This window comes from Pseudomonas sp. RP-B7 (genome assembly GCF_059803535.1).
Genome location: NZ_JAPFHC010000036.1, coordinates 42,800 through 68,901, shown reverse-complemented (window position 1 = coordinate 68,901; position 26,102 = coordinate 42,800). Strand labels below are relative to the sequence as shown.

The following is a 26,102-nucleotide window of genomic DNA, read 5'->3' as shown; positions in this document are numbered from 1 at the left end:
GTCCCCTTCGTCTAGTGGCCTAGGACACCGCCCTTTCACGGCGGTAACAGGGGTTCGAGTCCCCTAGGGGACGCCATTTGCGGGAATAGCTCAGTTGGTAGAGCACGACCTTGCCAAGGTCGGGGTCGCGAGTTCGAGTCTCGTTTCCCGCTCCATATTCAACAAAAACGCCGATCAGCGATGATCGGCGTTTTTGTTTGTGCGTGATTGATGGCCGATGAAAAAAGCCCGCCATCGCGGCGGGCTCCCTTGTCGAGGTCAGAGCTTCGGTAACTGCCCGACACGCCCCATCATTTCAGTGACGATCTGCAAATCCAGCAGGAACTGCTCGACTGTCTTGAACTCATTGTCGGTGTGCCCGGTGTACTTCACTTCGGGCCGCGCCAGGCCGAATTGCACGCCATTGGGCAGTTCATGCACCGAGGTCGCCCCGGCCGACGTGCCGAACTTGTGCTCCATGCCCAGGTTTTCGCTGGCCACTGCCAGCAGCGCCTTGACCCACTCGCCTTCCGGGTTGCGGTACATCGGCTCGGCCACCGAGTAGGTGAAATCCACCTTGACCTTGGTGTGCTTGTCCCAGGCGCTGAGTTTGTCGGCGATTTCCGCTTTCAACGTCTCTGGGGATTTACCCTTCGGCACCCGCAGGTTCACTGCCAGTTTGAAGGCGTTGTCATCCTGGCCGACAAACGTCAGCGAGGTGGTCAGCGGCCCCATGAACTCGTCGGAGAAACCCACCCCCAGCTTGCCGCCCAGGTAATCCAGGCCCCAGTTGTCGGACGCATAACGCGCGGCGTCGGTGATGTGGTTGTGCTTGAGGGCGATCTTGCCGTCGATGCTGTGGATCAACTCGAGCATGCGCGCCACCGGGTTGATGCCGGATTCAGGCTCGGAGGAGTGCGCTGAAACACCGGTCACCGTCAGCTTCACTTCTTTACCGGCCGCCTTGGCTGCCACCTCGAAGTCGCCACCATTGGCCTTGGCATACGCCGCACCGGCTTTTTGCAGGCTGGCCGCCAGTTCGGCGGGCTTGTCGCTGACAAAGGTCGCCACCGAGGCCGATGGAATCTGGTTGGTCGCCATGCCCCCGGTCATCGCAATGATTTCCGCACCCTTGCCTTCGCCTTTACGGCGCGGGAAGGTGGCCATCACGGTGCCGTAGCCTTTCTCGGCAATCACCACCGGATAGCCACCGTCCAGCGCTAGGTTGTACTGCGGTGTCGGGTTCTTTTCGAAGTAATACGGGATCGCATCGCCGGAAGTTTCCTCGGTGGTGTCCACCAGCAGTTTGAACGTGCGCGCCAACGGCAGCTTCTCTTCCTTGATCACCTTCATGGCATACATCGCCACCACGATGCCGTTCTTGTCATCCTCGGTGCCACGGCCGTACATGCGGTCGCCGATCAGCGTGACCTTGAACGGGTCGAGCTTGGTGCCATCTTTCAACACCCAGTTTTCCGGCGTGACCGGCACTACGTCGGCATGGGCGTGAATGCCGACCACTTCATCGCTGGCGCCTTCCAGGGAAATTTCATACACGCGGTTGTCGATATTGCGGAAGTTCAGGTTGAAGGCCTCTGCCAGGTCCTTGAGCTTGGCCGCGATCCTGAGGAACTCCGGGTTTTTGTACTGCGGCATACCGTCGATGTTGAAGGTCGGAATTTCCACCAGCTCGCGCAGGGTTTCGGTGGCGGCTTTGCCGTACTTCACGCGGGTATAAATGCCCAGCAGGCGATTGATCTCGTTCTGCTGGTCGGCGTTCAGCGGCTTGTTGTCGAGAAAGGCGCTGATCGCCGGGCCCACGTCGGCGGTCTTGCCCAGGTCGCCCTTGGCCAGGGTGCCGAGGAAACCACGGAAATCAGTGACGGAGGTTTCGTTGAAATTCTTGAGAATCGCGGTGCTTTGCTCGGCGGAGATGTTGGCGAAGGCGGGGGTGACGATCGCCGAGAGGCTGGCTGCGAACAGGCTGGCAGCCGCCAGTTGCTTGAGTGGGAAGTGCATTGTTGGAGCATTCCTTTGCAGGTGGTGAGTAAGAGGTTTCTGACTGAAGTGTCAGAAACATTTCCACACACTAACACTGCAAAGGAGGGGGTGGGAGACCCGAGTGAGGGAATTTTCCTGCTTCGCTCTGCAATCACTGCCCGATCAGAAGCGGCGATTTTCACGGTTGATGGCTAACCAAATACAGGGTTTGGGTGAATGTTCCATCGAGGTTGGGCGCGGAAGTCATTGTGCCGGTAACCCCGGCATATTTTCCCGTGCTGCCGAGGACGGCGACTGTGGATTGACCCGCTTCAAGCTCCTGCCCGCCTACGACGATGGTGCCTATGACGGTTTTATCGGGGCCGAAGAACAGCAGTGTCCATTGGCATTGGCTGTGTACCCCCGGCAGGGTGGTGACGCAGTAGCCACTGTTGCTGCCGATGTCTTTGCGGTCCTGGTCCATCAAGGGTTGATCGAATACAAAAAGATCGCCTTGGGAGGCGCCCACAGGCCCGATATCGACTGCGTTTTTGAGGCCGCGCGTACCGTCGGCGAGGGTGACGAGGGTCAGTGTTTGCACGTTGTTGACGCAGGCGCTCAGAGGGATAAGCAACAGCAACATGCAAGAAAAGCGAAGGGCGGCGGTTTTCATGGGCGGGCTCTCATGTGAGTGACCTGAACGCGCAGCACCGCTAAAGCTGCGCCCAGAGAGTGCAAGGCTAGCAAGCGAACGACATTTTACAAGGTGCCTGGGGTGGGGCTGGATACTCGTCTGTCACCTACAGCGCTTTGGCAGAGGGCCCGTCCCACAACTGCTCATGCAGTTGCCCTACACGTTTAGCCATCGCTTCATTGCGCATCACCACCTCCAGGTTGCGTGAATTATCCAGGTAGCCGCCCAACCAGTTGCTGGTGCCAATCCAGGCGCCTCGGTCTTTCTGAAATACCGCGGTTTACGGTTTTGGGGCGGCTTCGCCCCCCGGCGCGGGGCAAGCCTGCTCACTGCAAAGCTCGTAGCGGACGCAGAGGGCGCCTTTTTTTTCCGAGAGGGCGAGGATTTTTACCTGGCCCAGTTCGCTCAGGGCCTGGACGTGTGTGCCGCCACAGGCGTAGGCGGGCAATTCGCCGAAGCCGACTTCGCGGGTGCCTTCATCCAAGGCCATATGGCGCGAGTAATCCGCGGCGATCCATTGGTTGACCTGTTGCTGGATGGTCTCGGCGTCGATGGTTTGTGCCGCTTCACCACGGATAAAAGTGATCTTGCCTTCGCCCGGCCAGTGATGGGCCTTGATCGGCATCCAGCCGAGGCTTTCGCCGGCGTTGCCGATCAGGTGCCCGGCAGAATGCAGGCGGGTGTGCAGGGCGCGGCGTGTCTCATCGACGCGCGCGCTGATCGGACCAAGGGCGACCGCTTGATCAACGTAGTGCACCACCTGGTCGGCTTCCTGGATGACGCGCAATACCTGGCTGTCACCGAGCCAGCCGGTATCGAATGGCTGGCCACCGCCTTGGGGATGGAAGATCGTCGACTGCAGGATGACTGCAAATTGCGCCTCGTGGGGCGTGCAACTGAGCACTTCGAGCTCGGCCGTCAGGTGGTCATGGGTGAAAAACAGGCGCTCGGTCATTTTCTACATCCGCATCAGGGTTCTGCGCGCAGTATAAATAGTGCGTCAATAGGTGATAATCCGCTCAATTATCAATGGACCTGTGCGTCATGAGCATCAATCTTCCTTTGCCGCTGCTGGGCGAAATGGCGATTTTCGTCAAGGTGGTGGAAACCGGCAGCTTTTCCGCGGCCGCCCGGCAAATGGGCGCTTCGCCGTCATCGGTCAGCCGCAGCATTTCGCGCCTGGAAAAAGCCCTGGCCACGCGTTTGCTGCAACGCACCACGCGCAAATTGCGTTTGAGCGAGGGCGGTGAAGAGGTATTCAAGCGTTGCCAGGACATGGTCAACGCGGCGCGCTCGGTGATGGAAGTCAGCGGCCAATTTACCCATGAGGCCGAAGGCCTGGTACGGGTCAGCGTGCCCAAGGCGGTGGGGCGGTTTGTGGTGCATCCCCATGTGCCGGAGTTCTTGCGGCGTTATCCCAAAGTGGATGTGCAGTTGATCCTGGAAGACCGGCCGGTGGATTTGATCGACGACAACCTGGATCTGATCCTGCGCATCTCCGAAAGCCCGCCGCCGGGGTTGGTGGGGCGGCCATTGTTTCCCATCGAACACTTGCTGTGCGCGACGCCGCAGTATCTGGCTGAGTACGGCACGCCGGAGCATCCCCATGACCTGCTGGAGCACAGTTGCATCTACCTGGGAGAAACTGCCGCGGATGCGCGCTGGAAGTTTCGCCAGGCTGGCAAGACGGTGACGGTCGGGGTGCGTGGGCGTTATGCGGCGAACCATACCGGCGTGCGGTTGGATGCGGTTTTGCAGCATGTGGGTATTGGCAGTCTGCCGTACTTTACGGCGCGCCATGATCTGGACGCGGGGAGGGTCGTGCAGGTGTTGCCGCAGTGGGATTTTATTGCGTCGTACCACGGCGATGTGTGGCTGCTGCATTCGCCAACGCGGTATCTGCCGCCCAAGCTGCGGGTGTTTATTGATTATCTGGTGGAGTGCATGGCCAAAGAGCCGACGTTGCGCCGACGGTAGATACACGGTCTAAAAAATGTGGGAGCGGGCTTGCTCGCGAAAGCGGTCTGCCAGTTGATGAATATATTGACTGACACTCCGTATTCGCGAGCAAGCCCGCTCCCACATTGGGTTCTGCGGTGTTTCGACTATCAGTGCTTGCTTTGGTCTTCAGGCATGGCCAGCAGCTGCTTTTCCTGGTTCCAGTCGAACGGTTCGTCGTTCTGTTCGGCTTCGAAGCGACGCTCTTCCAGGGCCTGGTACATGTCCAGTTCTTCGTCCGGCATGAAGTGCAGGCAATCGCCGCCAAAGAACCACAGCAAGTCGCGTGGCACCAGATGGGCGATTTGTGGGTAGCGCAAGATGACCTGGCTCATCAGGTCCTGGCCCAGGTACTGGCTTTCGATCGGGTCGATCGGTAGCAGGGCGCGCAATTCGTCGAAACGCTCCAGAAACAAGGTGTGGCTTTCCTCGGGCACCTGTTCGGCTTCGCCGACGGCAACCAGGATGCTGCGCAGGTGGTCGAGCAAGACGAGATGATCGGCAACGACGTTGGACACGAGATAAGTCCTCTAAAGCAAAAACGGGCGCGAGAGTATATAGCCCTCGCGCCCGTATTTATATGACCGCCGGTATCAGCGGACTGTGCCCTCTGCCTGGGCCAGCTCTTCCTTGCTGAAATCATCCACGTCGATCACCTTGCGCCGCGCCGCTTCGGCGTCGCGCAGGGTTTGCGCTTCGGCCGGTTGCAGCACGCCCGCTTCCAGCGCCGCGTCGATGGCATGCTCGCCAGCCGCCGGTTTGACCTGGCCGCTCTTGAGCGCGGTATGCAGTTTCTTCTGCAACGCATGGCTGGCGCCCAGGAGGTCGTAGGCATGTTGCAGGGCGCCGACCGGGTCTTGCGTCGATTGCGGGCGGTAGCAGCCAGCCAGCAACTCTTCCAGGGTCGGATCGCCCTTGGCGCGGCCGATCACTGCGGCGACTTCGGCATCCAGCGCATCGGATGGCCCGGTATGCCGACGGCCGAACGGGAACACGATCACCCGCAGCAGGCAACCGAGCACCTTGTTCGGGAAGTTGCTGAGCAGTTCGTCCAGTGCGCGCTCCGATTCACCCAGGCTTTCCTCCATGGCCCAGGCGAACAGCGGCTCCATGTGGCCCGGCGAGTCCAGGTCGTGGTAACGCTTGAGCGCCGCCGAGGCCAGATACATGTGGCTGAGTACATCGCCCAGGCGTGCCGACAGGCGTTCGCGGCGTTTGAGTTCGCCACCCAGCAGCATCATGCTCAGGTCGGCGAGCAGGGCGAACGCCGCGGCCTGACGGTTCAGCGCGCGGAAATAACCCTGGCTCAAGCGGTTGCCCGGTGCTTTCTCGAAGTGACCGATGCCCAGGTTCAACACCAGGGTGCTGGCGGCGTTGCTCACGGCAAAACCAATGTGTTGCATCAACAGGCCATCGAATTCCTTCAGCGCCTGATCGTGGTCTTCACGACCGGCCAAGGCCATTTCCTTGAGCACGAACGGATGGCAGCGGATCGCGCCCTGGCCGAAGATCATCAGGTTGCGCGAGAGGATATTCGCGCCTTCCACGGTGATGAAGATCGGCGCACCTTGCCAACTGCGCCCCAGGTAGTTGTTCGGGCCCATGATGATGCCCTTGCCGCCGTGCACGTCCATGGCGTGGCCGATGCACTCGCGGCCGCGTTCGGTGAGGTGGTACTTGAGGATCGCCGACAGCACCGAGGGTTTCTCCCCGAGGTCCACCGCGTTGGCGGTGAGCATGCGCGCACTGTCCATCAGCCAGGCATTGCCGCCGATCCGCGCCAGGGCTTCCTGGATACCTTCGAACGCCGACAGCGGGACGTTGAACTGCTCGCGGACCTGGGCATATTGGCCGGTGACCAGGCTGGTGAACTTGGCGGCGCCGGTGCCCACGGCAGGCAGGGAAATCGAACGGCCCACGGACAGGCAGTTCATCAACATCATCCAGCCCTTGCCGAGCATCTCCTGGCCGCCAATCAGGAATTCCAGGGGGATGAACACGTCCTTGCCGGAGTTGGGACCGTTCATGAACGCGGCGCCCAGCGGCAGGTGGCGACGGCCGATTTCCACACCCGGTGTATCGGTGGGGATCAGCGCGAGGCTGATGCCCAGGTCTTCCTCTTCACCCAGCAGGTGATCCGGGTCATGGGCCTTGAACGCCAGCCCGAGCAGGGTCGCGACCGGGCCCAGGGTGATATAGCGTTTTTCCCAGTTCAGGCGCAGGCCGAGGGTTTCCTTGCCTTGCCATTCACCTTTGCAAATCACCCCGGTGTCGGGCATGGCACCGGCGTCGGAGCCGGCCAGCGGGCCGGTGAGGGCGAAGCACGGAATGTCGTCGCCCCGGGCCAGGCGCGGCAGGTAGTGGTTGCGTTGCTCGTCGGTGCCGTAGTGCAGCAACAGTTCGGCCGGGCCGAGGGAGTTGGGCACCATCACGGTGGACGCCAGGTCGCCGCTGCGGGTCGCGAGTTTCATCGCCACCTGGGAGTGGGCGTAGGCCGAGAAGCCCTTGCCGCCGTATTCCTTGGGGATGATCAGGGCGAAGAAGCCATGGGTCTTGATGTGCTCCCAGGCGGCGGGCGGCAGGTCCATGGCCTGGCCGATGTCCCAGTCGCTGACCATTGCACAGAGTTCTTCGGTGGGGCCGTCGATAAACGCCTGTTCTTCTTCAGTCAGTTGGGCCTTGGGGTAAGCGAGCAGCTTGTCCCAGTCCGGGCGGCCGCTGAACAGTTCGCCATCCCACCACACGGTGCCGGCGTCGATGGCATCGCGTTCGGTCTCGGACATCGGTGGCAGGACTTTCTGGAACCAGCTGAACAGCGGCTTGGTGAAGTATTGGCGGCGCAGGTCGGGCAGCAGCAACGGCGCGGCGACAACGGCGATCAGTATCCAGAAAACCAGCAGCAGCCAGCCTGGCGCGTGGCTCCATGCGCCCATCGCCAGCAGGTAGACGGCGACCACGCCCAGGGCGGGCAGGGGCGCGGTGCGCCGGTGTGCCTGGTAGGCAATGCCGACCACCAGAACCAGTATCCACAACAACAGCATATTCAATCCTCCGTGAAACCAGGGGCGAAACCACCAGGGAGCTTAGTCGGCATCCGAGCAAGCGGGGTGATCCGGGTGTAACGAGATTTGGCCGATTCGTCGTTATCTCGATGGCAGGCCTGTGGTTAGACTCCAGGCTTCCTTCGGAGATAACGCTCATGGATACGTACCTGAGTCCCAGCCGCTTCATCGATAGTGACCACCCTGCGGTGGTGGAGTTCGCCGAAAAGCATCGCAGTACCAGTGCGGATTTTAATGACCAGGCAGTCAGTCTTTATTACGCCGTACGTGAGGCGATTCGCTACAACCCCTATACCTTCAGCCGCGATCCCAGCACCTTGAATGCCAGCTTCGCCTTGGCCAGCGGTGAAAGCTATTGCGTGCCCAAGGCCAACCTGCTCGCTGCTTGCGCTCGCCACTGCGGCATCCCGGCGCGTATCGGCCTGGCGGATGTGCGCAATCATCTGTCGACGCCGCGCCTGCTCGCTTTACTCAAAAGCGATGTATTCGCCATGCACGGTTACACCGAACTTTACTTGCGCGGGCGTTGGGTCAAGGCCACCCCGGCATTCAACAGGCAGTTGTGTGACGTGTTCGATGTGCCGCCGCTGGAATTCGATGGGATCAATGACAGTGTGTTCCACGCGTTCAACCGCCAGGGGCAGCGCTCGATGGAGTACATCGTCGACCATGGGCAGTTTTCCGATGTGCCTGAAGCGTTTTTCTTCGAGCATATTCGTACGTGTTACCCGCATCTGTTTGCCGCAGACAGTCCGCCGCTGCTCGGTGACATGCACACCGATTCAAGCCGTGGGTGAACCGGCGTATGCTGCTGCGCTCACCACACAATAAGGCACTGTCATGCTGAAAATCTGGGGTCGTAAAAATTCATCAAACGTCAGGAAAGCACTGTGGTGCGCCGAAGAACTCGGCCTGGACTATGAGTCAATCGATGCCGGCGGGGCGTTTGGTGTGGTCGACACCCCGCAGTACAGGGTGCTGAACCCCAACGGCCGGGTGCCGATGATCGAAGACGGCGACTTTGTACTGTGGGAGTCCAATACCATTGTGCGTTACCTCTGCGCCAAGCAGGGGGGGAGTTGGTATCCCAGTGATGTGAAGGCGCGCGCCAGCGCCGAGAAGTGGATGGACTGGACCACTTCCACTCTCGCCGAGCCGTTCAAGACGGTGTTCTGGGGCATCCTGCGCACCCCGGCGGAAAAACAGAACTGGGACAGCATTCACGCCGCGCGCCAAGCCTGCATCGATGTGCTCGGCACCGTGGAAAAAGCCCTCGCCGAGCAGCCGTATCTGTCGGGCAGCGAATTCGGCATGGGTGATATTCCCCTGGGCTGCTTTATCTACGCCTGGTTCGAAATGCCTATCGAACGTCCTGCGATGCCCAATCTAGAGGCCTGGTACCAACGCCTGCAACAGCGCCCGGCCTATCGCAAAGCGGTCATGACCGCGTTGACTTAATACTGACTATTAATACAGGTGACTGTACTTGTGCGGCGCGGGCAGCCACCATGCCTGTCATGCGCCGCCGTTGAACTTCGTGGCGTGCGCCTTCATCTATTCTTCCTCTTCTCTTCTTTGGTGCGTAATCCGATATGAGTTCCGCTCTGTCCATCCGGCAGCTAACCAAAACCTACGGCAACGGTTTCCAGGCCCTGAGTGGTATCGATCTGGACGTTGCCGAAGGTGACTTCTTCGCCTTGCTCGGCCCCAACGGTGCCGGCAAATCCACCACCATCGGCATCCTGTCGACCCTGGTCAACAAGACCAGCGGCACAGTGAACATCTTCGGTCATGACCTGGACACATCCCCGGCCGCGCTCAAGCGTTCCATCGGCGTGGTGCCCCAGGAGTTCAACTTCAACCAGTTCGAAAAGACCTTCGACATCGTCGTGACCCAGGCAGGTTACTACGGCATCCCGGCGAAAATCGCCAAGGAACGTGCCGAGCAATACCTGACCCAACTGGGCCTGTGGGACAAGCGCGACGTCCCCTCGCGCTCGCTGTCCGGCGGCATGAAGCGGCGCCTGATGATTGCCCGCGCGCTGGTGCATGAACCGCGCCTGCTGATCCTCGATGAGCCCACCGCCGGCGTGGACATCGAACTGCGCCGCTCGATGTGGACCTTCCTCACCGAACTGAACGAGAAGGGCATCACCATCATCCTCACCACCCATTACCTGGAAGAGGCTGAGCAGCTGTGCCGCAACATCGGCATCATCGACCACGGCACCATTGTCGAGAACACCAGCATGCGTAACCTGCTGGGCCAGTTGCATGTGGAAACCTTCCTGCTCGACTTGAAGAACAATCTGTCGGTGCCGCCGCAACTGCTCGGCTACCCGAGCCGCCTGGTCGACAGCCACACCCTGGAAGTGCAGGTGGACAAAGCCATGGGCATCACCGCGCTGTTCACGCAGTTGGCGACCCAGAACATCGAAGTGCTGAGCCTGCGCAACAAAACCAATCGCCTTGAGGAGTTGTTCGTGTCCCTGGTGGAGAAAAATCTGGCGAAGGTGGCGTTATGAGTTCCGAACTGCAACCCAACCTCGTCGCGCTGCAAACCATCATCTATCGCGAAGTGAAACGCTTTACCCGGATCTGGCCGCAGACCCTGCTACCGCCGGCGATCACCATGGTCCTGTACTTCGTGATCTTCGGTAACCTGATCGGCCGGCAGATCGGCGACATGGGTGGTTTTACCTACATGGAGTACATCGTGCCGGGGCTGATCATGATGTCGGTGATCACCAACGCCTACGGCAACGTGGTGTCGAGTTTCTTCGGCAGCAAGTTCCAGCGTTCGATCGAGGAACTGATGGTGTCGCCGGTGTCGCCGCATACCATCCTGATCGGCTACACCGTGGGCGGCGTGCTGCGTGGCCTGATGGTCGGCGTGATCGTGACGTTGCTGTCGCTGTTCTTCACCCACCTGCAGGTGCATCACCTCGGGGTCACCATTCTGGTGGTGGTGTTGACGGCGACGATCTTCTCGCTGCTGGGCTTCATCAACGCCGTGTTTGCACGCAACTTCGATGATATTTCGATCATCCCGACGTTCGTGCTGACGCCGCTGACCTACCTGGGCGGGGTGTTCTATTCGATCACCTTGCTGCCACCGTTCTGGCAGACCGTGTCGTTGGCCAACCCGGTGCTGCATATGGTCAACGCGTTCCGTTACGGCATTCTGGGGGTGTCGGACATCAAGATCAGCGTGGCGATCACCTTCATGCTGGTGGCGACCGTGGTGCTGTATATCGGCTGCGCGAAGCTGCTGGTGAGCGGGCGTGGGATGCGTACCTGACTCACTGACTGAATGCGGTCAGAAAATGTGGGAGCGGGCTTGCTCGCGAAGACGGTGTATCAGTCAAAGATGTATTCACTGACCCACTGCGTTCGCGAGCAAGCCCGCTCCCACATTTGGTTATGTGCAAGGCATTATGGCTTTAGTGCCAACTCGATCAGCGCATGCAGCTCTTCAACCTGCAACGGCGCATCCGCAAACAAGATCCTGAACACCGTCGGCGCCGCCAGCAGGTTGATCAACCGCTCCACGCTGGGCGCCTGTTCGCCGGGATAGCGATCCACGATCACCTGCAACTGCCCGCCAATCAGCGCCACGCAATACCCCGGCGTCTGGCTGCATTGCACGTCGCGCATCATGTGGCGTCCCGGCTCTGAACTCATCTCATCCAGATACTGCTCGGCCCAGGCTTGCAGGTCGCCGCGCAGGCTGCCGGTGTTGGCCGGTTCGCTGTCCGGGCGCAGGCGTGCCAGGGCCACATCGGCCAGCAGCACCGAAAGGTCGCCCCAGCGCCGGTAGATGGTCGACGGCGTGACGCCTGCGCGCGCGGCAATCATCGGCACGGTGACGCTGGAACGCTCATGGGCTTCCAGCAATTCGCGCACCGCCGTATGGACGGATTCTTGGACCCGGGCACTACGGCCCCCCGGGCGGAGGCCTTCTTTTATCGCCATGTTTGCGACCTTAACACAAAGAATTTGCTTTAAGCGCCGGCCAGTAGCACACTCAGCAAAAGCAAAATATTAGCTTTAGCGGAGCGTGCCCATGTCCAGCAACCCTTCTAACCGTTCCAGCCTGGTGTTCCTGGCGATCACCTTGCTGACCTTCCTCGCCGCTTCCAGCGCGCCGACGCCGTTGTATCACCTGTATCAGGAAGGCCTGCATTTTTCCGCGGGCATGCTTACGCTGATCTTTGGGGTCTATGCCATCAGCCTGCTGGCGGCGTTGTTGACCGTGGGCTCGCTGTCGGACCACCTGGGGCGCAAGCCGGTGATTTTCGCCGCGCTGGTCCTGGATATGCTGGCGATGTTGCTGTTTATCAATGAGGGCAGCGTGGCCTGGCTGGTTGCTGCACGCACGTTGCAAGGTTTCGCCACTGGCATGGCCACCGCCGTGCTCGGTGCCGCGCTGCTCGACCACGATCGCCAGCAGGGGCCGCTGGTCGACAGTGTGGCGCCGTTGCTGGGTATGGCGTGCGGTGCGATGGGCAGCAGCGTGCTGGTGGAGTTCGCGCCGCTGCCGACGCAGTTGATCTACTGGACACTGTTCGTGCTGATGCTGTTGCAGGCGCTGTACGTATGGCGCCTGCCGGAAACCGTGAGCCGCGTTCCGGGAGCCTTGGCCTCGTTGCGCCCGACCTTGCATGTGCCGCCCCAGGCGCGCCGGGCCTTGTGGTTGTCGCTGCCGGTGGATGTGGCGGTGTGGGCGATGGGCGGGTTCTATCTGTCGTTGGCGCCCTCGCTGGTACGGGCAGCGACCGGTTCCACGTCCAACCTGATCGGCGGTGGGCTGGTGGCGGTGCTGACCTTGAGCGGCGCGCTGATGATCTTCAGCCTGCGCAATCGGCCTGCCGACAAAGTCCTGCGCCTGGGGGCAAGCCTGCTGGCCGTCGGTGTGGGGCTGATCCTCATGGCGGTGCACAGTGCCAGTCTGCCGCTGTTTTTCATGGCCACGCTGGTTGCGGGCAGCGGTTTCGGCGCCGGTTTTCTTGGCGCGTTGCGCAGCGTGGTGCCCCTGGCGCTGCCCCACGAGCGGGCCGGCCTGATGTCGGCGTTTTATGTGTTGAGCTACCTGGCGTTCTGCCTGCCGTCGCTGCTGGCGGGCAACCTGATCCGCAGTTTCGGCCTGATCGCCACCACCGATGGCTATGGCGTTGTGCTGATCCTGCTATCGCTTGGTGCCCTGGGCGGTCTGCTGGTACAGGGCTCGGTAAAACGTGCTTATAGGTAAAACAGATAACAGTTAGAGAAATTACCCGTTATATAGATATTCGATTGGGTTCTACCATGGTCTCAACCTCATGCGAGGAAGAGGATAACCATCATGACCTGCTCGAATACCATCAGTTACAAACCCTTCAGTCACCTGGCCCGGCCACGGGAAGTGATTCGCCAGTTCACCCCCAACTGGTTTGCCGCGACCATGGGCACCGGCGTGCTGGCGCTGGCCTTGGCGCAGGTGCCGGTCAACCTGCCGGGCTTGTACGCCATCGCCGAAGGCTTGTGGTGGTTCACCATCGGCCTGTTTGTATTGTTCAGCGGATTGTATGCGGCCCGCTGGGTGATGTTTTTCCACGAGGCGCGGCGGATCTTCGGGCACTCCACGGTTTCGATGTTCTTCGGCACCATCCCCATGGGCCTGGCGACCATTCTCAACGGTTTGCTGTTGTTCGGCTTGCCGCGCTGGGGCGGCGATGTGATACCGCTGGCCGAAGCCCTGTGGTGGCTGGACGTGGCAATGGCCCTGGCCTGTGGCGTGTTGATCCCCTTCATGATGTTCACCCGCCAGGAACATAGCATCGACCAGATTACGGCCGTGTGGCTGCTGCCCGTGGTCGCTGCTGAAGTGGCCGCTGCCAGCGGTGGCCTGTTGGCGCCGCACTTGGCCGATGCCCATGGGCAACTGGTGATGCTGGTGACAGGCTACGTACTGTGGGCGTTTTCCTTGCCGGTGGCGTTCAGCATCCTGACCATCCTGATGTTGCGCATGGCCCTGCATAAACTGCCCCACGCCAATATGGCTGCGTCGAGCTGGCTGGCCCTTGGCCCGATCGGCACTGGTGCCCTGGGTATGTTGCTGCTCGGCGGCGACGCCCCGGCGATCTTTGCCGCCAACGGCATGCCCGGTGTCGGCGAGATGGCCAACGGCCTGGGCCTGGTGGCCGGTATTACCCTGTGGGGCTTCGGTTTGTGGTGGATGCTGATCGCCGTGTTGATCACCCTGCGTTACCTGCGTGCGGGCATCCCATTCAACCTCGGCTGGTGGGGGTTTACCTTTCCACTGGGCGTGTATGCGCTGGCCACGTTGAAGCTGGCGAGCCTGCTGCACCTGGGGTTCTTCAGTGTGTTCGGCAGTGTGCTGGTGCTGACGTTGGCGTTGATGTGGCTGATCGTCGCCAGGCGCACCGTGCAGGGCGCCTATAAAGGTGAGCTTTTTGTTTCGCCGTGTATTGCAGGACTAGGGAATAAGTAAGCCGGATTAGGTAAAGTCGTGGCCTGAATGCTTTTACAAAAAAACAGGCCACGCAGGAACACGGACGATGAGCCACCCCTCGCAATTCACCTTGCTGCGCACACGGCGCTTCCTGCCGTTTTTCATTACCCAGTTGCTGGGTGCTTTCAACGACAACATCTTCAAGCAATCGCTGATCCTCGCCATTCTCTACAAGCTGACCATCGACGGTGATCGTTCGATCTGGGTCAACCTGTGCGCGTTGCTGTTCATCCTGCCGTTCTTCCTGTTCTCGGCGCTGGCCGGGCAGTTTGGCGAGAAATTCAACAAGGACGCGTTGATCCGCGCGATCAAGATCGGCGAGATCGTGATCATGGCCGTGGGCGCCGCGGGCTTCTTGACCAACCATCTGGAATTGATGCTGCTGGCGTTGTTTGCCATGGGCACCCATTCGGCGCTGTTCGGGCCGGTGAAGTACTCGATCATGCCCCAGGCCCTGCACGAAGATGAGCTGGTGGGCGGCAACGGCCTGGTGGAGATGGGTACGTTCCTGGCGATCCTGGCCGGCACCATTGGCGCCGGGATCATGATGTCGTCGACCCATTACGCGCCAGTGGTAGCGGTGGCGATTGTCGGTGTGGCGGTGCTCGGTTACCTGGCCAGCCGCAGTATTCCGCGGGCGGCGGCGTCGACGCCGGGGCTGCGTTTGAACTGGAATATCTTCAGCGAATCCTGGGCCACTTTGCGCCTGGGCCTGGGGCAGACACCCGCGGTGTCACGGTCCATTGTCGGCAACTCGTGGTTCTGGTTTGTCGGTGCGATCTACCTGACGCAAATCCCGGCCTACGCCAAGGAATGGTTGTACGGCGACGAAACCGTAGTGACGCTGATCCTCACCGTGTTCTCGGTGGGTATCGCCCTCGGTTCGATGCTCTGCGAAAAACTCTCCGGGCGTAAGGTGGAAATCGGCCTGGTGCCGTTCGGTTCATTCGGCCTGACGGTGTTTGGCCTGCTGCTGTGGTGGCACTCCGGCGGCTTCCCGCAGAACGTACAGGCCAACGATTGGCTCGCGGTGTTGAGCCATGGCCAGGCGTGGTGGGTGTTGTTCGACATCCTCGGGCTGGGCGTGTTTGGCGGCTTTTATATTGTGCCGCTGTATGCGCTGATCCAGTCGCGTACTGCCGAGAACGAACGCGCACGGGTGATCGCGGCGAACAACATTCTCAATGCGTTGTTCATGGTGGTATCGGCGATTGTCTCGATCCTGCTGCTCAGCGTGGCCAAGCTGTCGATTCCGGAGTTGTTCCTGGTGGTGTCGCTGCTCAACATCGCGGTGAACACCTACATCTTCAGGATCGTGCCCGAGTTCACCATGCGTTTCATGATCTGGCTGCTCAGCCATTCCATGTACCGCGTGGAGCACCGCAACCTGGAAGCGATCCCGGATGAGGGCGCGGCATTGCTGGTGTGCAACCACGTGTCGTTTGTCGATGCGCTGTTGATTGGCGGCGCGGTGCGTCGGCCGATTCGCTTCGTCATGTACTACAAGATCTACCACTTGCCGGTACTGAACTTTATCTTCCGCACGGCTGGAGCGATTCCGATTGCCGGGCGGCATGAGGACATTCAGATCTACGAAAAGGCCTTCACGCGGATTGCGCAGTATCTGAAGGACGGCGAGTTGGTGTGCATCTTTCCGGAAGGCAAGTTGACGGCTGACGGCGAGATGAATGAGTTTCGCGGTGGGGTGACGCGGATTCTGGAGGAGACGCCGGTGCCGGTGATTCCGCTGGCGTTGCAGGGGTTGTGGGGGAGCTTTTTCAGTCGCGATCCGAACAAGGGCTTCTTTCACCGGGTCTGGTCGCGGGTGGTGTTGGTGGCGGGTGAGCCAGTGCCAGAGCCGACGCCTGCAAGATTGCAGGAGGTGGTTGGTGGGTTGCGGGGAAGTGTCAGGTAGGTTTGTGTTGAAGGGGCGGGCCTCTTCGCGAGCAAGCCCGCTTCCACATTTGACCGCGCTCCACTTTTGGAATATGGGCGAATGTGGGAGCGGGCTTGCTCGCGAAAGCGGTAGTGGCCTAAGTGCTGATCTTGAGCCCAATGAGCCCGCAAATAATCAACGCCACACTGGCCAACCGAAACAACGCCATGGATTCGCCAAACAGGATAATCCCGGCAATCACCGTACCCACGGCGCCCACGCCGGTCCAGACTGCATAGGCGGTGCCCAGCGGCAGTTCCTTCACGGCCAGCCCCAGCAGGCCAAGGCTGATGGCCATGGCGACAATCGTCAGGGCGGTGGGCAGGGGCTTGCTGAAGCCATCGGTGTATTTCAAGCCGACGGCCCAGCCGACTTCAAACAATCCGGCAAAAAACAGAATGATCCAGGACATGCTGACCCTCTTCTATATAGACGTGGGGTCGTCCCCGGATTAGGCGCTTGAGAGCGTCGCGGGGTCGTCCCCGCGAAGTTCGTTAGAGTGCCGAACTGTGCCCGGCGGATCAAGTTTGTGGGGTGTTTTCCAGTATGCGACGGTCTTCTTTCTCGCTCATGCGGCGGAAGTAGGTCGACAGCAATGCCCCGGAAATATTGTGCCAGACGCTGAACAGCGCACTCGGCACCGCCGCCAGCGGCGAGAAATGTGCACTGGCCAATGCGGCGCCCAGCCCGGAGTTCTGCATGCCGACTTCCAGCGCCAACGACTTGCGCTGCGCCAATGGCAGCTTGAACACGCGGCCGGTGAAGTAGCCCAGCAGGTAGCCGAAGCTGTTATGCAGCATCACCACGGCCATGATCAGCAGGCCCGATTCGGCGATCTTCGCCTGGCTGGCGGCCACCACCGCGGCGACTATGATCACGATGCTCACCACCGATACCAATGGCAACACGTCCACCGCATGCCTTACGCGTTCGCCGAGCACACGCTGCGCGACTACGCCGAGCACGATCGGCAGCAGCACCACTTGCAGGATCGACCAGAACAGCTCCATGAACGATACCGGCAGCCAGGCCGAGGCCAGCAACCAGATCAGCGCCGGGGTGAGCAGCGGGGCGAGGAGGGTAGTGACGGCGGCGATGGCCACCGACAGCGCCAGGTCGCCACGGGCCAGCCAGGTCATCACGTTGGACGAGGTGCCGCTTGGGCAGCAACCGACCAGAATCACGCCGACGGCAATTTCCGGCGGCAGGTGGAAGGCCTGGCACAGCAACCACGCCACGCCCGGCATGATCACAAAGTGCGCGACCACGCCCAGGGCGACGCGCCACGGATGGCGGGCGACCTCGGCGAAGTCATCAATCTTGAGGGTCAGCCCCATGCCGAACATCACCAGGCCCAGCAGCGGCACGATGGCGGTTTTCAGGCCGATGAACCAGCCCGGTTCGAGGAACGCCAGTACCGCGAAAATCAGCACCCAGTAGGCGAAGGTATTGCCGACGAAGCGGCTCAGGGCGGCGAGTGCGCGCATGGGAGTGTCCTTGTTATTAGTGAATGACTCTGCTTGGAAACCCAATCAAATGTGGGAGCGGGCTTGCCCGCGAATGCGGTGGCTCAGTAACGGATTTAGTGACTGACACTCCGCTTTCGCGAGCAAGCCCGCTCCCACACAAGCCCGCTCCTATAGGTGGAACTTCACATGGCTTAGATGCCTTGTGGCGTCTCTTCACCGCCCAGAGCTTCAACCAGTGCCGGGATGAACTCGCCGAACGTCAGCATCATCAGGGTGAAGCTTGCGTCCAGTTGGCCCAGGGCTTCGTCGCCGCCGTCCTGTTCCGCCTGGTCTTGCAGCAGGTCTTCGAACTTCAGGCGTTTGACGGTCATCTTGTCGTCAAGCATGAAGGACAGCTTGTCCTGCCAGGCCAGGGCCAGTTGGGTCACGACTTTGCCGGTGGTCAGGTGCAGCTGGATCTCTTCGCCGGTCAGGTCCTGGCGCTTGCAGCGTACGATGCCGCCGTCTTCGTGGGTGTCGCGCAGTTCGCATTCGTCGAGGACGAAGAAGTCATCGGCCGGTTTCTGGGTGGTGACCCAGTCGGTCATGATCGCGGTTGGCGCTGTTTTTACGGTCAGCGGGCGAACGGGCAGGGTGCCGATCACTTCACGCAGTGTCGACAGCAGATCTTCGGCGCGTTTCGGGCTGGCCGAGTTCACCAGGATCAGGCCCTGTTTCGGCGCGATGGCAGCGAAGGTCGACGAACGACGGATAAAGGCGCGCGGCAGGAAAGCCTGGATGATTTCATCCTTGAGCTGGTCGCGTTCCTTCTTATAGACCTTGCGCATTTGCTCGGCCTCGATTTCTTCGACTTTTTCTTTCAGTGCGTCACGCACCACGCTACCCGGCAGGATACGTTCTTCCTTGCGCGCAGCGATCAGCAAGAAGTCACCGCTGACGTGAACCAGGGGAGCGTCTTCACCTTTACCGAAAGGCGCGACGAAACCGTAAGTGGTCAACTCCTGGCTGGCACACGGGCGCGCCAGTTTGGTGGCCATGGCCGCTTCCAACGCCTCGGCATCAACAGGCAGATCTTGGGTCAGGCGATAGATAAGCAGGTTCTTGAACCACATGGGGTGAGTCTCTCCTTTATACAAAGGCGGGCATTATTGTCTTGATCACGTCTGAGGCCAACCCTGCCTAAGCCATTGGAAGGCCTCAAAAAAAAGATTTAAGAAAGTGCTTGCCAGACCTTGGGTCGCTCCGTAGAATGCGCGCCACACCGAGACGAAGGGTGATTAGCTCAGCTGGGAGAGCATCTGCCTTACAAGCAGAGGGTCGGCGGTTCGATCCCGTCATCACCCACCATTCGCTTCAAGTGTTACGCGCAGCGGTAGTTCAGTCGGTTAGAATACCGGCCTGTCACGCCGGGGGTCGCGGGTTCGAGTCCCGTCCGCTGCGCCATATTCGGTAACCTGGAACACTGAACGCCAGGCCACCACAGGAAGCCCGCTCATTGAGCGGGCTTTTTTGTGCCTGAAATTCCTTCCTTGCATATTTTCGTATGAACACACCTTGGATGTGGCGCGCGGTTACGTGCCGCTTCTTGCCCACGCGCACGCTCCGATAAATGAGAGCTACGCCACAAAAGGCGTCCTCGACGGTTTCTTTGCCTCTCTGAATTGCACTTTTCTGCTTACTCACGGACTAACGGCGCGTGTAGGAAGTTTCACTATCAGGGACGTGTCATGTTTTTTATACCCCATCCATTTGTTCGTGCGCTGGCCTGTTGGGCTGGGTCGTTGGTCTGTGCGGCGGATATGCGCAGGTTGCCTATGACCTGTTCAGCGCAACCCCTCTCAAGCAGCCCAGCCAATTCATTCTCGCCAGCGACCAGGGCTGTCCGGTGTTTTTGATGTCCTGGCTGAACTTCAGCGCCGAAGCTCACGCCGGGTTCGCTGCACATCTGCTACCAACCCTGTAGCCCGACGCTTCTCTCTCTGCCTCTGGCACCGCTCAGGAATGGCGCAGCTCAAAAGGAATTGAACATGAACAAGCATTTGTACCGCATCGTTTTCAACAAGGCTCGTGGCTTGTTGATGGTGGTCGCCGAGAACGTCAGCAGTGGCGCCAAAGCCGCCGGTAGCGTGGGTTGCACAACGGTTGCACCCGTCTGCGAAGTGCGGCTGACGCCTTTGCGTTTTGCCATGATGCTGGGGCTTGGCCTGATTACACTGGTGGCGGCTTCGGCTCAAGCCGCCGTGATTGCTGATCCCTCAGCGCCTGCGTGGCAGCGCCCGGGTATCGGTGCCACCGGTAGCGGTGTCACCCAAGTCAACATCACCGCGCCGAGTGCGGGTGGGGTGTCACGCAATACCTATCAGCAGTTTGATGTCGATTCACGCGGCGTCATTCTCAACAACTCGGCGACCAACAGTCGTACCCAATTGGGCGGTTGGATCGAAGGCAATGCGGCGCTGAGCGGCGGTTCGGCACGGGTGATTCTCAACGAAGTGAACTCGAGCAATCCGAGTCGCCTCAACCTCAAGAGTTATCAAAGATGCTGGAGTTAAATAAAATTGATGTGCTTATTCATAATTGATTGATGAGGGCTGCATGGATAACTTCGAAGGGGCAGACGAGCAATTGCTGGCGCGTCGCAAGGCTGGTTTTTCAACATTCAAATCCGAGCGCCTGCCGGTGCTCCATGAATTCTGCACCAGCCTAGGGTTTGAACAACCTCACGAGGTCCTGAACACGCCCGGGAAATTTTTGGCCCAATTGGACAGCGGTTTTCGAAGTGCAGTGATCAGTGAGGCCAACCGTGTATGGTTCATTACCCGTATCGGTTACTACATCGGCGAGTACCTGGCGACACGGTATGACGGGTATTGGCAGGTCGATGAAGACCCGGCGTCGCCTACCTTCGCACGTTATGTGGTCGGCGGTTTCTCCTTCGACGGGGTAACCACGCCAATGGTCGACCCCATGGAGATGGCTCAGCATTACGCCGATACGCCCGCACCAAGGTCTCTGGTTCAGGAAATCGATAAGGTGTTGGTCAAGTAAACGCGATGACTCATGATCAGATCCTGAAACACGTAGCCGACGCACGTGCGCTAGCACCTGGAACTTCGGTCCACTTGATTGAGTAGCAGACTGCTCAAGTGATCCGCGCCGCCTCATTGCAATATTGAACGTAGAAAGCCCGCTCAATGAGCGGGCTTTTTTTGTCTGCGATTTTTGTAGGAGCGCGTGGCGAGCAAGCTTGCTTACCACGGAGCGGGGTGTTTAGAAGTCCCAGCGGGTGGTGCAAAACTACCCGTTCACCCACGCGGCGGCGTTTGCCGATAAAACCATCAACCTCGATTACCTGACGCCTATTGCCAAGTTCGACTCGGATCAAACCGAAGCGTTGGACTTCTACAGACACCCATCGTCCGCGTGGATACCAGTACGTTGTCCGTGACCTATACGGTGGATGGTAAAGTCAGGACCAGAATTTTTGAAAATGAACCCAATAGAATTCCAGAGGGTTGAAGAATGATTACTGAAGATATCGAAGTCGTTAAAAAGATTTTTTCAATCATCGATGCCGGTATTGTCGAGGGTTATGACTATTTTTGTTATGACGTCACCGTGGGCGACGGCTTCATCGATACCGGCCTGGCCGTTGAGAGAGACGGCGTTGAGATCACTGATGCCAGAACTGATTTCGATGATACGGCGCTGTATATGCTTGCCAAGGAGCTCAATAAAAACGCCAGGGAACGCGGTGAGTGCTGGCGTTCTTTTGTGATGTCCTATCGGCGTGGAGGCCAGGTTAAAACAAACTTCAACTATGATTGAACGTAGAAAGCCCGCTCAATGAGCGGGCTTTTTTTGTCTGCGATTTTTATTTGTGGCGAGCAAGCTCCCTCGCCACAAGGTCTGTTGGCGTTTAGAAATCCCAGCGGGTAGTGACCATGAAGTTGCGCGGCTCGCCATAGGCCGCAGAGTTATAGAAGCCGATGTTGGTGTAGTAGGACTTGTCGAAGATATTGTTGACGTTCAACGTCGCCGACAGGTTTTTACTGATCTGGTATTTGCTCATCAAGTCCACCAGCCAATAGGCATCCTGGGAAAACTCTTCATAGCCGCCGCGCGGGCTGTTGTAGATGTCCTGCCAACCCACGCTCTGCCAGCGCACGCCGCCGCCGACGGTCAACTTGTCGAGGTTGCCCTTGAGTTTGTAGGTGGTGTACAGCTTGACCTGGTCTTCAGGCTCAAACGTGGAGATCTTCACGCCCTGATCGTCACGCACAATCTTGTGTGTGTAGCCCGCCTGGAGCTGCCAGCCCGGGGCGACTTCGCCGGACATCTCCACTTCATAACCCTTGGTTACCGCCTTGCTGCTCTTGTAGGCATAGTTGCTCGGTGTCGGCTTGAGATTGTTGTACTCGTCGTCAGACAGCGCGCGATTGGACTCATGGATCTCAAAGTACGCCGCGCTGGCGTTGACCCGGCCATCGAGGAAGTCGGCCTTGATCCCCAGCTCCCAGTTCTGGCCTTCGTCCGGCTCCAGCAGCTTGTTGTCGCGGTCGCGGTTGTAGTTTTCCTGGGGCATGAAAATGTCGGTGTAGCTGGCGTACACCGCGTACGTGTCGTTCAGGTCGTAGACCGCACCAACATACGGCACGACCCGCCCGGACTCGCGATAGTTGGGGTTGTAGCTGGTGACCTGATAGTTGACCAGGCGTGCGCCGAGCAACACCTTGAGGTCGTCGGCGAGGTTCAGGCGCGTGGTCGCATAGGCGCCGGTCTGGCGCACGGTGTCGTCGATCAGCGATTGCGCCTTGCCCCAGTCCGGCATCGTCGCGTGGCCGCGCCAGTTATTGAAGTCGACGATATTGGGCGCCAGGTTCCAATAACCTTTGCCATTCCATTCCGATGCGCTGATCGAACCACCCAGCACCAACTCATGTTCACGCCCACCGAGGCTGTACGGTCCACTCACATACAGGTCGGCGGAATCGCTGACGGTCTCGCCGGTGTATTTGCCCGAGGTCAATTGCGCGGTGCCATCCGGCTGCGGCTGGTCGCCCTGAATCGAGCCCATCAGCGCGTGGTAGCCGTTGATCTTGTGGTCCAGTTGCAGCTTGGTGATCCAGCCGTTGCCCAGGTCATGTTCCAGCATGGCGAATACCGTGCGGGTGTATTGCTCCCAACTGCTCCACTCGGCCGCGTTGTTGAACGAGCGCTTGACGCTGTTGCGATTGCCCTGGGAGTCGATCAGCGGAAAGCTGCCCGACCAGGACGAGCCCTTTGGCAGCGTGTCCTGGTAGTCACCGCCTACGGTCAACAGGGTATCGGGTGACAGGTCGAATTCCATGATGCCGTAGTACGTCGGGCTCTGGCGCGAGTAGTGGTCCATGAAGGAATGCTTGTCCTGGTACGCCGCGACGGCTCGGCCACGCACATTGCCGCTGTCGGTCAGCGGGCCGCTGACGTCCAGTTCGCTGCGATAGTTGTCCCACGAGCCGGCGCCGAGGCTCGCGTGGCCCTGGAAGTCTGCAGTGGGTTTCTTGCGCACCAGATTGATGGTCGCGCCCAGTGAGCCGGCGCCGGTGAGCAGGCCGGTGGCGCCCTTGAGTACTTCGACGCGGTCGTAGATCGCCATGTCGCTCAGGGTGTTGCCCGCCGAGTACGCGACATTACGTGCGGTCGAGGGGATGCCGTCGTACTGGAAGTTGTTGATCGAGAAGCCGCGCGCATAGTAGTTGCTGCGCTCGCTGTCGAAGGCCGACACGGTGATGCCGGGAGTGTGGCGCATCACGTCGTCGACGTTGTTCAGGCCGAAGTCATCCATGTGCTGGCGGGTGACTACCGACACCGATTGCGGGGTTTCCTTGGGCGTCAGCACCAGGCGGGTCGAGGTCGCGATGGCGCCGGGAGTGTAGGAACCGGTGTCTTCGGTGACGTTGCCCAGCAGGTTGGCGCTGACCTGGGTCGGGCCCAGTTCCAGGGTGCCGTTGTCGGCGGTGGGGGCGGGCTGCAGCGCATATACCTGGCCGTCTTTAACCGCGCGATAACCACTGCCTTGCAGCAGGCGGTCGAAGCCCTCCTGGATGGCGTAATTGCCTTGCAACCCCGGGCCGTTGAGGCCCTCCAGCGCGGGGGATTGAAACACGATGGCCACGCCGGCCTGTTGCGCAAAGCGATTGAGCGATGCACCCAGGGGGCCTGCGGGGATGTCGTAGGCGGGGGCGACGACGTTGGCCGTGTCGGCCTGCGCCGGTCTGATGTTCAGCACGGTGGCGGTGAGTATGGCCAAGGACAGGGGCGCGATTTTCAGTAGGTCAAAGCGCCCGCGTGAGTAGGAAGGGGTCTGCATGGTGAAGGCAATCCTTTACGTGTCGAATTACCTTGCTTGACGGGCAAGTCTGAGAAAACCGGAAGCTAATGCGAATAATTATTTTTTGGCGCTGTCGTCGCGGTCGACGAAGATCAGCCAATTGGTAAGATTTCTGACCTTGATCGGTAAGGTTTGCGCGAGTAACTGCAGGGCGTGGTCGCTGTCGTCCAGGGGGATCACCGCCGATACGCGCAGGTTTTGCAGGGCGGCGCGGTCGAATTGCACATGTGCGGCATGGTGACGGGCGATCTCATCGAGCACCTCGGGCAATGGCCGGTTGTCCACGACCAATTGGTGACGGCGCCAGGCTTCATTGATGCTGGCGGGGTCGATGCGGCCGCTCAGGCGCACGCCGTCGTGGCTGAGCAGGGCCTGGGTGCCGGCATCGACTTCCAGGGTCTGCTGGGTGTTCGCGCTCTGCGCCGCGACCCGCGACTGCAACATGCTCAATACGGTGACATCACCGTCACGCTTGACCACAAACCGCGTGCCCAGCGCCCGCAAGGTGCCTTGGGCGGTCTGCACGATAAACGGCCGGGCCGGGTCGTGAGCCACCTCCACCAGGATCTCGCCTTGCAGCAGCTCGATGCGGCGCTGCACGGCGTCGAAATGCAGGTTCGCCGCGCTGATCCCGTTCAGCGTCAACGTGGAACCGTCCGCCAGTTGCAGGGTTTGCCACTGACCCGGACCGTTGCGCACATCGGCCATCCATTGTTGCGGGTACGGGCTGACCAGCAGCGCCGCCGCTGGAATCGCCAGGCTGCACGCCAGCAGCAGGGCGCGTACGGCATTTTTGCGGCGATGGGCTTTCTGGTGGGCAAACGCCGCGCTTAATGCCGACCGCGCCGGCGACCTAGTGCCACGCAGGGCCTGCATCCGGGTGATGACTTCTTCCATGCGCGCGGCCGCTGCGGCGTAGTGCGGGCCCTGTTGCTTCCAGCATTCGAATGCCAGCTGCTGGGCCTCGCTCAGTTCCCCTTCGTGCAGGCGCAGCATCCATTCGGCGGCTTGCTCTTCGATCTGTTGGCGGGCGTCGGGCATGTGCGATCAAGTATCCAGGCTATGGCTGCAATGCATGAGTGCCTGTATCAGGTACTTGCGCACGGTGCGTTCCGACAACTTCAGCTGTTGGGCGATCTGTTGCTGGGTCAATTCTTCTAGGTAATAGAGTACGAACGCCTGGCGCGAGTACTCATGCATGCCTTCGAGGATAAACGCGATCTGCTCCAGGGCTTCGAGGGTGGTGTGGATCTGTTCCGGCGACTGGAACCCTTCCAGGGCGTCCACCGTCAGTGCCAACTCTTGCAGATACGCTTGTTCAATCTGCCTGCGTCGCGCCTGATCGATTACCAGGCGTCGCGCCGTGGTACTCAGGTACGCCCGTGGTTCGCGGATGTGCGCCACGGATTCGCGTGCATTGAGGATGCGCGCAAAGGTGTCTTGCGCCAGGTCCGCCGCGTTCTGGCGACAGCCCAATTTGCGCCGCAGCCACGCCAGCAGCCAGCCGTGATGCTCGCTGTAGAGCGCGGTAATTTCCCGCTGGAAGGGCGGTTCACCCACAGACATAGGCGTGGCTCGAGCGTTATTGAGAATGGTTTTTAATTGTGAGGCCAAGTGTCAGGTAAACGCAATAGAGTCGCGTTTGGGCCCCGCAAGCCCGTATTTACGGGGTTTGCGCCGTCTACAGAAAAATATTTCAAATAAATTGCATTTAAATCAAGACATTGCGGATTTTTGATGTATGATGCCGCCCACACCGAAACGAAGGGTGATTAGCTCAGCTGGGAGAGCATCTGCCTTACAAGCAGAGGGTCGGCGGTTCGATCCCGTCATCACCCACCATTCGCTTCAAGTGTTACGCGCAGCGGTAGTTCAGTCGGTTAGAATACCGGCCTGTCACGCCGGGGGTCGCGGGTTCGAGTCCCGTCCGCTGCGCCATATTCGGTAACCTGGAACACTGAACGCCAGGTCACCACTAGAAAGCCCGCTCATTGAGCGGGCTTTTTTTCGTCTGCGATTTTCCTCTTGGCGCCTTGCCGTTGTGCACTGCACGTTCACCTTGAACTGTGCCGGTGCGCCATGACGTGGGGGAATACC

General features: G+C 60.0%; 23 protein-coding genes, 6 tRNA genes and 2 pseudogenes. 18 read left to right on the top strand and 13 right to left on the bottom strand.

Going from position 1 to position 26,102, the window contains the following annotated elements; all coding sequences use genetic code 11:
- Both OPU96_RS24965 and OPU96_RS24960 read left to right on the top strand, forming a co-directional pair.
- Positions 1–76: transfer RNA gene (locus tag OPU96_RS24965), tRNA-Glu, on the top strand.
- A gap of 3 nt (positions 77–79) precedes the next feature.
- A tRNA-Gly gene (locus tag OPU96_RS24960) sits at positions 80–155 on the top strand.
- Between the two features lie 103 nt (positions 156–258).
- Here OPU96_RS24960 and OPU96_RS24955 read toward each other — a convergent pair.
- The 4 genes and pseudogenes from OPU96_RS24955 to OPU96_RS24940 all read right to left on the bottom strand — a co-directional run bounded on the left by OPU96_RS24955 (position 259) and on the right by OPU96_RS24940 (position 3,608).
- Positions 259–1,998 (bottom strand): dipeptidase, encoded by a 1,740-nt coding sequence (locus OPU96_RS24955; protein WP_498559886.1) that lies wholly within the window; start codon positions 1,996–1,998, stop codon positions 259–261.
- Positions 1,999–2,158: 160 nt separating this feature from the next.
- A complete protein-coding gene (locus OPU96_RS24950; RefSeq protein WP_226455472.1) occupies positions 2,159–2,632 on the bottom strand; it encodes a hypothetical protein in 474 nt (157 codons plus the stop codon).
- A gap of 127 nt (positions 2,633–2,759) precedes the next feature.
- Positions 2,760–2,906 (bottom strand): annotated as a pseudogene (locus OPU96_RS24945) (phospholipase D-like domain-containing protein); the annotation flags it as partial.
- A 27-nt stretch (positions 2,907–2,933) separates the two neighbouring features.
- Positions 2,934–3,608, bottom strand: coding sequence for an alanyl-tRNA editing protein (locus OPU96_RS24940; protein ID WP_498559885.1), 675 nt, complete (start codon positions 3,606–3,608; stop codon positions 2,934–2,936).
- 89 nt (positions 3,609–3,697) lie between these two features.
- Here OPU96_RS24940 and OPU96_RS24935 point away from each other — a divergent pair, with 89 nt between their 5' ends.
- Positions 3,698–4,630 carry a LysR family transcriptional regulator gene (locus tag OPU96_RS24935; protein WP_192298858.1) on the top strand — a complete coding sequence of 311 codons (933 nt, stop codon included), beginning with the start codon at positions 3,698–3,700 and terminating at the stop codon, positions 4,628–4,630.
- Positions 4,631–4,761: 131 nt separating this feature from the next.
- Here the strand turns inward: OPU96_RS24935 and OPU96_RS24930 are convergent, their stop codons facing one another.
- Together OPU96_RS24930 and OPU96_RS24925 are read right to left on the bottom strand one after the other, a co-directional pair.
- Positions 4,762–5,169, bottom strand: a complete 408-nt coding sequence (locus OPU96_RS24930) for a PA2817 family protein (protein ID WP_192298859.1) — start codon at positions 5,167–5,169, stop codon at positions 4,762–4,764.
- A 75-nt stretch (positions 5,170–5,244) separates the two neighbouring features.
- Positions 5,245–7,692, bottom strand: a complete 2,448-nt coding sequence (locus OPU96_RS24925) for an acyl-CoA dehydrogenase (RefSeq protein ID WP_498559884.1) — start codon at positions 7,690–7,692, stop codon at positions 5,245–5,247.
- Between the two features lie 158 nt (positions 7,693–7,850).
- Here OPU96_RS24925 and OPU96_RS24920 point away from each other — a divergent pair, with 158 nt between their 5' ends.
- The 4 genes from OPU96_RS24920 to OPU96_RS24905 all read left to right on the top strand — a co-directional run bounded on the left by OPU96_RS24920 (position 7,851) and on the right by OPU96_RS24905 (position 11,014).
- Complete coding sequence (locus tag OPU96_RS24920) at positions 7,851–8,510, top strand: transglutaminase-like domain-containing protein (protein WP_192298861.1); 660 nt, start codon at positions 7,851–7,853, stop codon at positions 8,508–8,510.
- A 43-nt stretch (positions 8,511–8,553) separates the two neighbouring features.
- Positions 8,554–9,171, top strand: coding sequence for a glutathione S-transferase family protein (locus tag OPU96_RS24915; RefSeq protein ID WP_498559883.1), 618 nt, complete (start codon positions 8,554–8,556; stop codon positions 9,169–9,171).
- 134 nt (positions 9,172–9,305) lie between these two features.
- Positions 9,306–10,238, top strand: a complete 933-nt coding sequence (locus OPU96_RS24910; protein WP_192298863.1) for an ABC transporter ATP-binding protein — start codon at positions 9,306–9,308, stop codon at positions 10,236–10,238.
- On the top strand, positions 10,235–11,014 hold the full coding sequence (locus OPU96_RS24905) for an ABC transporter permease (protein ID WP_017737220.1): 780 nt from the start codon (positions 10,235–10,237) through the stop codon (positions 11,012–11,014). Before OPU96_RS24910 ends, OPU96_RS24905 begins: the two co-directional genes overlap by 4 nt.
- A 134-nt stretch (positions 11,015–11,148) precedes the next feature.
- Here OPU96_RS24905 and OPU96_RS24900 read toward each other — a convergent pair whose 3' ends face one another.
- Positions 11,149–11,688 carry a TetR/AcrR family transcriptional regulator gene (locus OPU96_RS24900; RefSeq protein WP_498559882.1) on the bottom strand — a complete coding sequence of 180 codons (540 nt, stop codon included), beginning with the start codon at positions 11,686–11,688 and terminating at the stop codon, positions 11,149–11,151.
- A gap of 91 nt (positions 11,689–11,779) precedes the next feature.
- Between OPU96_RS24900 and OPU96_RS24895 the strand changes: the two genes are divergently transcribed.
- From OPU96_RS24895 to OPU96_RS24885, 3 genes are all read left to right on the top strand, one after another.
- Positions 11,780–12,964 (top strand): MFS transporter, encoded by a 1,185-nt coding sequence (locus OPU96_RS24895; RefSeq protein WP_498559881.1) that lies wholly within the window; start codon positions 11,780–11,782, stop codon positions 12,962–12,964.
- 93 nt (positions 12,965–13,057) lie between these two features.
- Positions 13,058–14,206, top strand: coding sequence for a TDT family transporter (locus OPU96_RS24890; protein WP_498559880.1), 1,149 nt, complete (start codon positions 13,058–13,060; stop codon positions 14,204–14,206).
- A gap of 67 nt (positions 14,207–14,273) precedes the next feature.
- The gene (locus tag OPU96_RS24885; RefSeq protein ID WP_498559879.1) at positions 14,274–16,142 is read left to right on the top strand and encodes an MFS transporter; all 1,869 of its coding nucleotides are present in this window, start codon (positions 14,274–14,276) and stop codon (positions 16,140–16,142) included.
- Positions 16,143–16,260: 118 nt separating this feature from the next.
- Here OPU96_RS24885 and sugE read toward each other — a convergent pair whose 3' ends face one another.
- The 3 genes from sugE to rdgC form a co-directional block, all read right to left on the bottom strand.
- On the bottom strand, positions 16,261–16,575 hold the full coding sequence (gene sugE, locus OPU96_RS24880) for a quaternary ammonium compound efflux SMR transporter SugE (protein ID WP_105524638.1): 315 nt from the start codon (positions 16,573–16,575) through the stop codon (positions 16,261–16,263).
- Positions 16,576–16,684: 109 nt separating this feature from the next.
- Positions 16,685–17,650 (bottom strand): bile acid:sodium symporter family protein, encoded by a 966-nt coding sequence (locus tag OPU96_RS24875; RefSeq protein ID WP_192298868.1) that lies wholly within the window; start codon positions 17,648–17,650, stop codon positions 16,685–16,687.
- Positions 17,651–17,823: 173 nt separating this feature from the next.
- Positions 17,824–18,744 (bottom strand): recombination-associated protein RdgC, encoded by a 921-nt coding sequence (rdgC, locus tag OPU96_RS24870; protein WP_192298869.1) that lies wholly within the window; start codon positions 18,742–18,744, stop codon positions 17,824–17,826.
- A 159-nt stretch (positions 18,745–18,903) separates the two neighbouring features.
- Here rdgC and OPU96_RS24865 point away from each other — a divergent pair.
- The 6 genes and pseudogenes from OPU96_RS24865 (at position 18,904) to OPU96_RS24840 (ending at position 21,460) form a co-directional block, all read left to right on the top strand.
- Positions 18,904–18,979: transfer RNA gene (locus tag OPU96_RS24865), tRNA-Val, on the top strand.
- A gap of 19 nt (positions 18,980–18,998) precedes the next feature.
- Positions 18,999–19,075: transfer RNA gene (locus OPU96_RS24860), tRNA-Asp, on the top strand.
- Positions 19,076–19,659: 584 nt separating this feature from the next.
- Positions 19,660–20,151 (top strand): annotated as a pseudogene (locus OPU96_RS24855) (ESPR domain-containing protein); the annotation flags it as partial.
- 76 nt (positions 20,152–20,227) lie between these two features.
- The gene (locus OPU96_RS24850; RefSeq protein WP_226455481.1) at positions 20,228–20,680 is read left to right on the top strand and encodes a hypothetical protein; all 453 of its coding nucleotides are present in this window, start codon (positions 20,228–20,230) and stop codon (positions 20,678–20,680) included.
- A 238-nt stretch (positions 20,681–20,918) separates the two neighbouring features.
- Positions 20,919–21,080, top strand: a complete 162-nt coding sequence (locus OPU96_RS24845; protein ID WP_498559878.1) for a hypothetical protein — start codon at positions 20,919–20,921, stop codon at positions 21,078–21,080.
- 74 nt (positions 21,081–21,154) lie between these two features.
- Positions 21,155–21,460 carry a hypothetical protein gene (locus OPU96_RS24840; RefSeq protein ID WP_498559877.1) on the top strand — a complete coding sequence of 102 codons (306 nt, stop codon included), beginning with the start codon at positions 21,155–21,157 and terminating at the stop codon, positions 21,458–21,460.
- Positions 21,461–21,551: 91 nt separating this feature from the next.
- Here OPU96_RS24840 and OPU96_RS24835 read toward each other — a convergent pair whose 3' ends face one another.
- From OPU96_RS24835 to OPU96_RS24825, 3 genes are all read right to left on the bottom strand, one after another.
- A complete protein-coding gene (locus OPU96_RS24835) occupies positions 21,552–23,984 on the bottom strand; it encodes a TonB-dependent siderophore receptor (protein ID WP_498559876.1) in 2,433 nt (810 codons plus the stop codon).
- Between the two features lie 78 nt (positions 23,985–24,062).
- Entirely contained in the window at positions 24,063–25,046 is a 984-nt protein-coding gene (locus OPU96_RS24830) for a FecR family protein (protein ID WP_498559875.1), read from the bottom strand.
- Positions 25,047–25,052: 6 nt separating this feature from the next.
- Entirely contained in the window at positions 25,053–25,571 is a 519-nt protein-coding gene (locus OPU96_RS24825) for a sigma-70 family RNA polymerase sigma factor (protein WP_498559874.1), read from the bottom strand.
- A 200-nt stretch (positions 25,572–25,771) separates the two neighbouring features.
- On the opposite strand from OPU96_RS24825, the gene OPU96_RS24820 reads away from it, so the two are divergent.
- Positions 25,772–25,847: transfer RNA gene (locus tag OPU96_RS24820), tRNA-Val, on the top strand.
- Between the two features lie 19 nt (positions 25,848–25,866).
- Positions 25,867–25,943: transfer RNA gene (locus OPU96_RS24815), tRNA-Asp, on the top strand.
- The last annotated feature ends 159 nt before the right edge of the window (positions 25,944–26,102 follow it).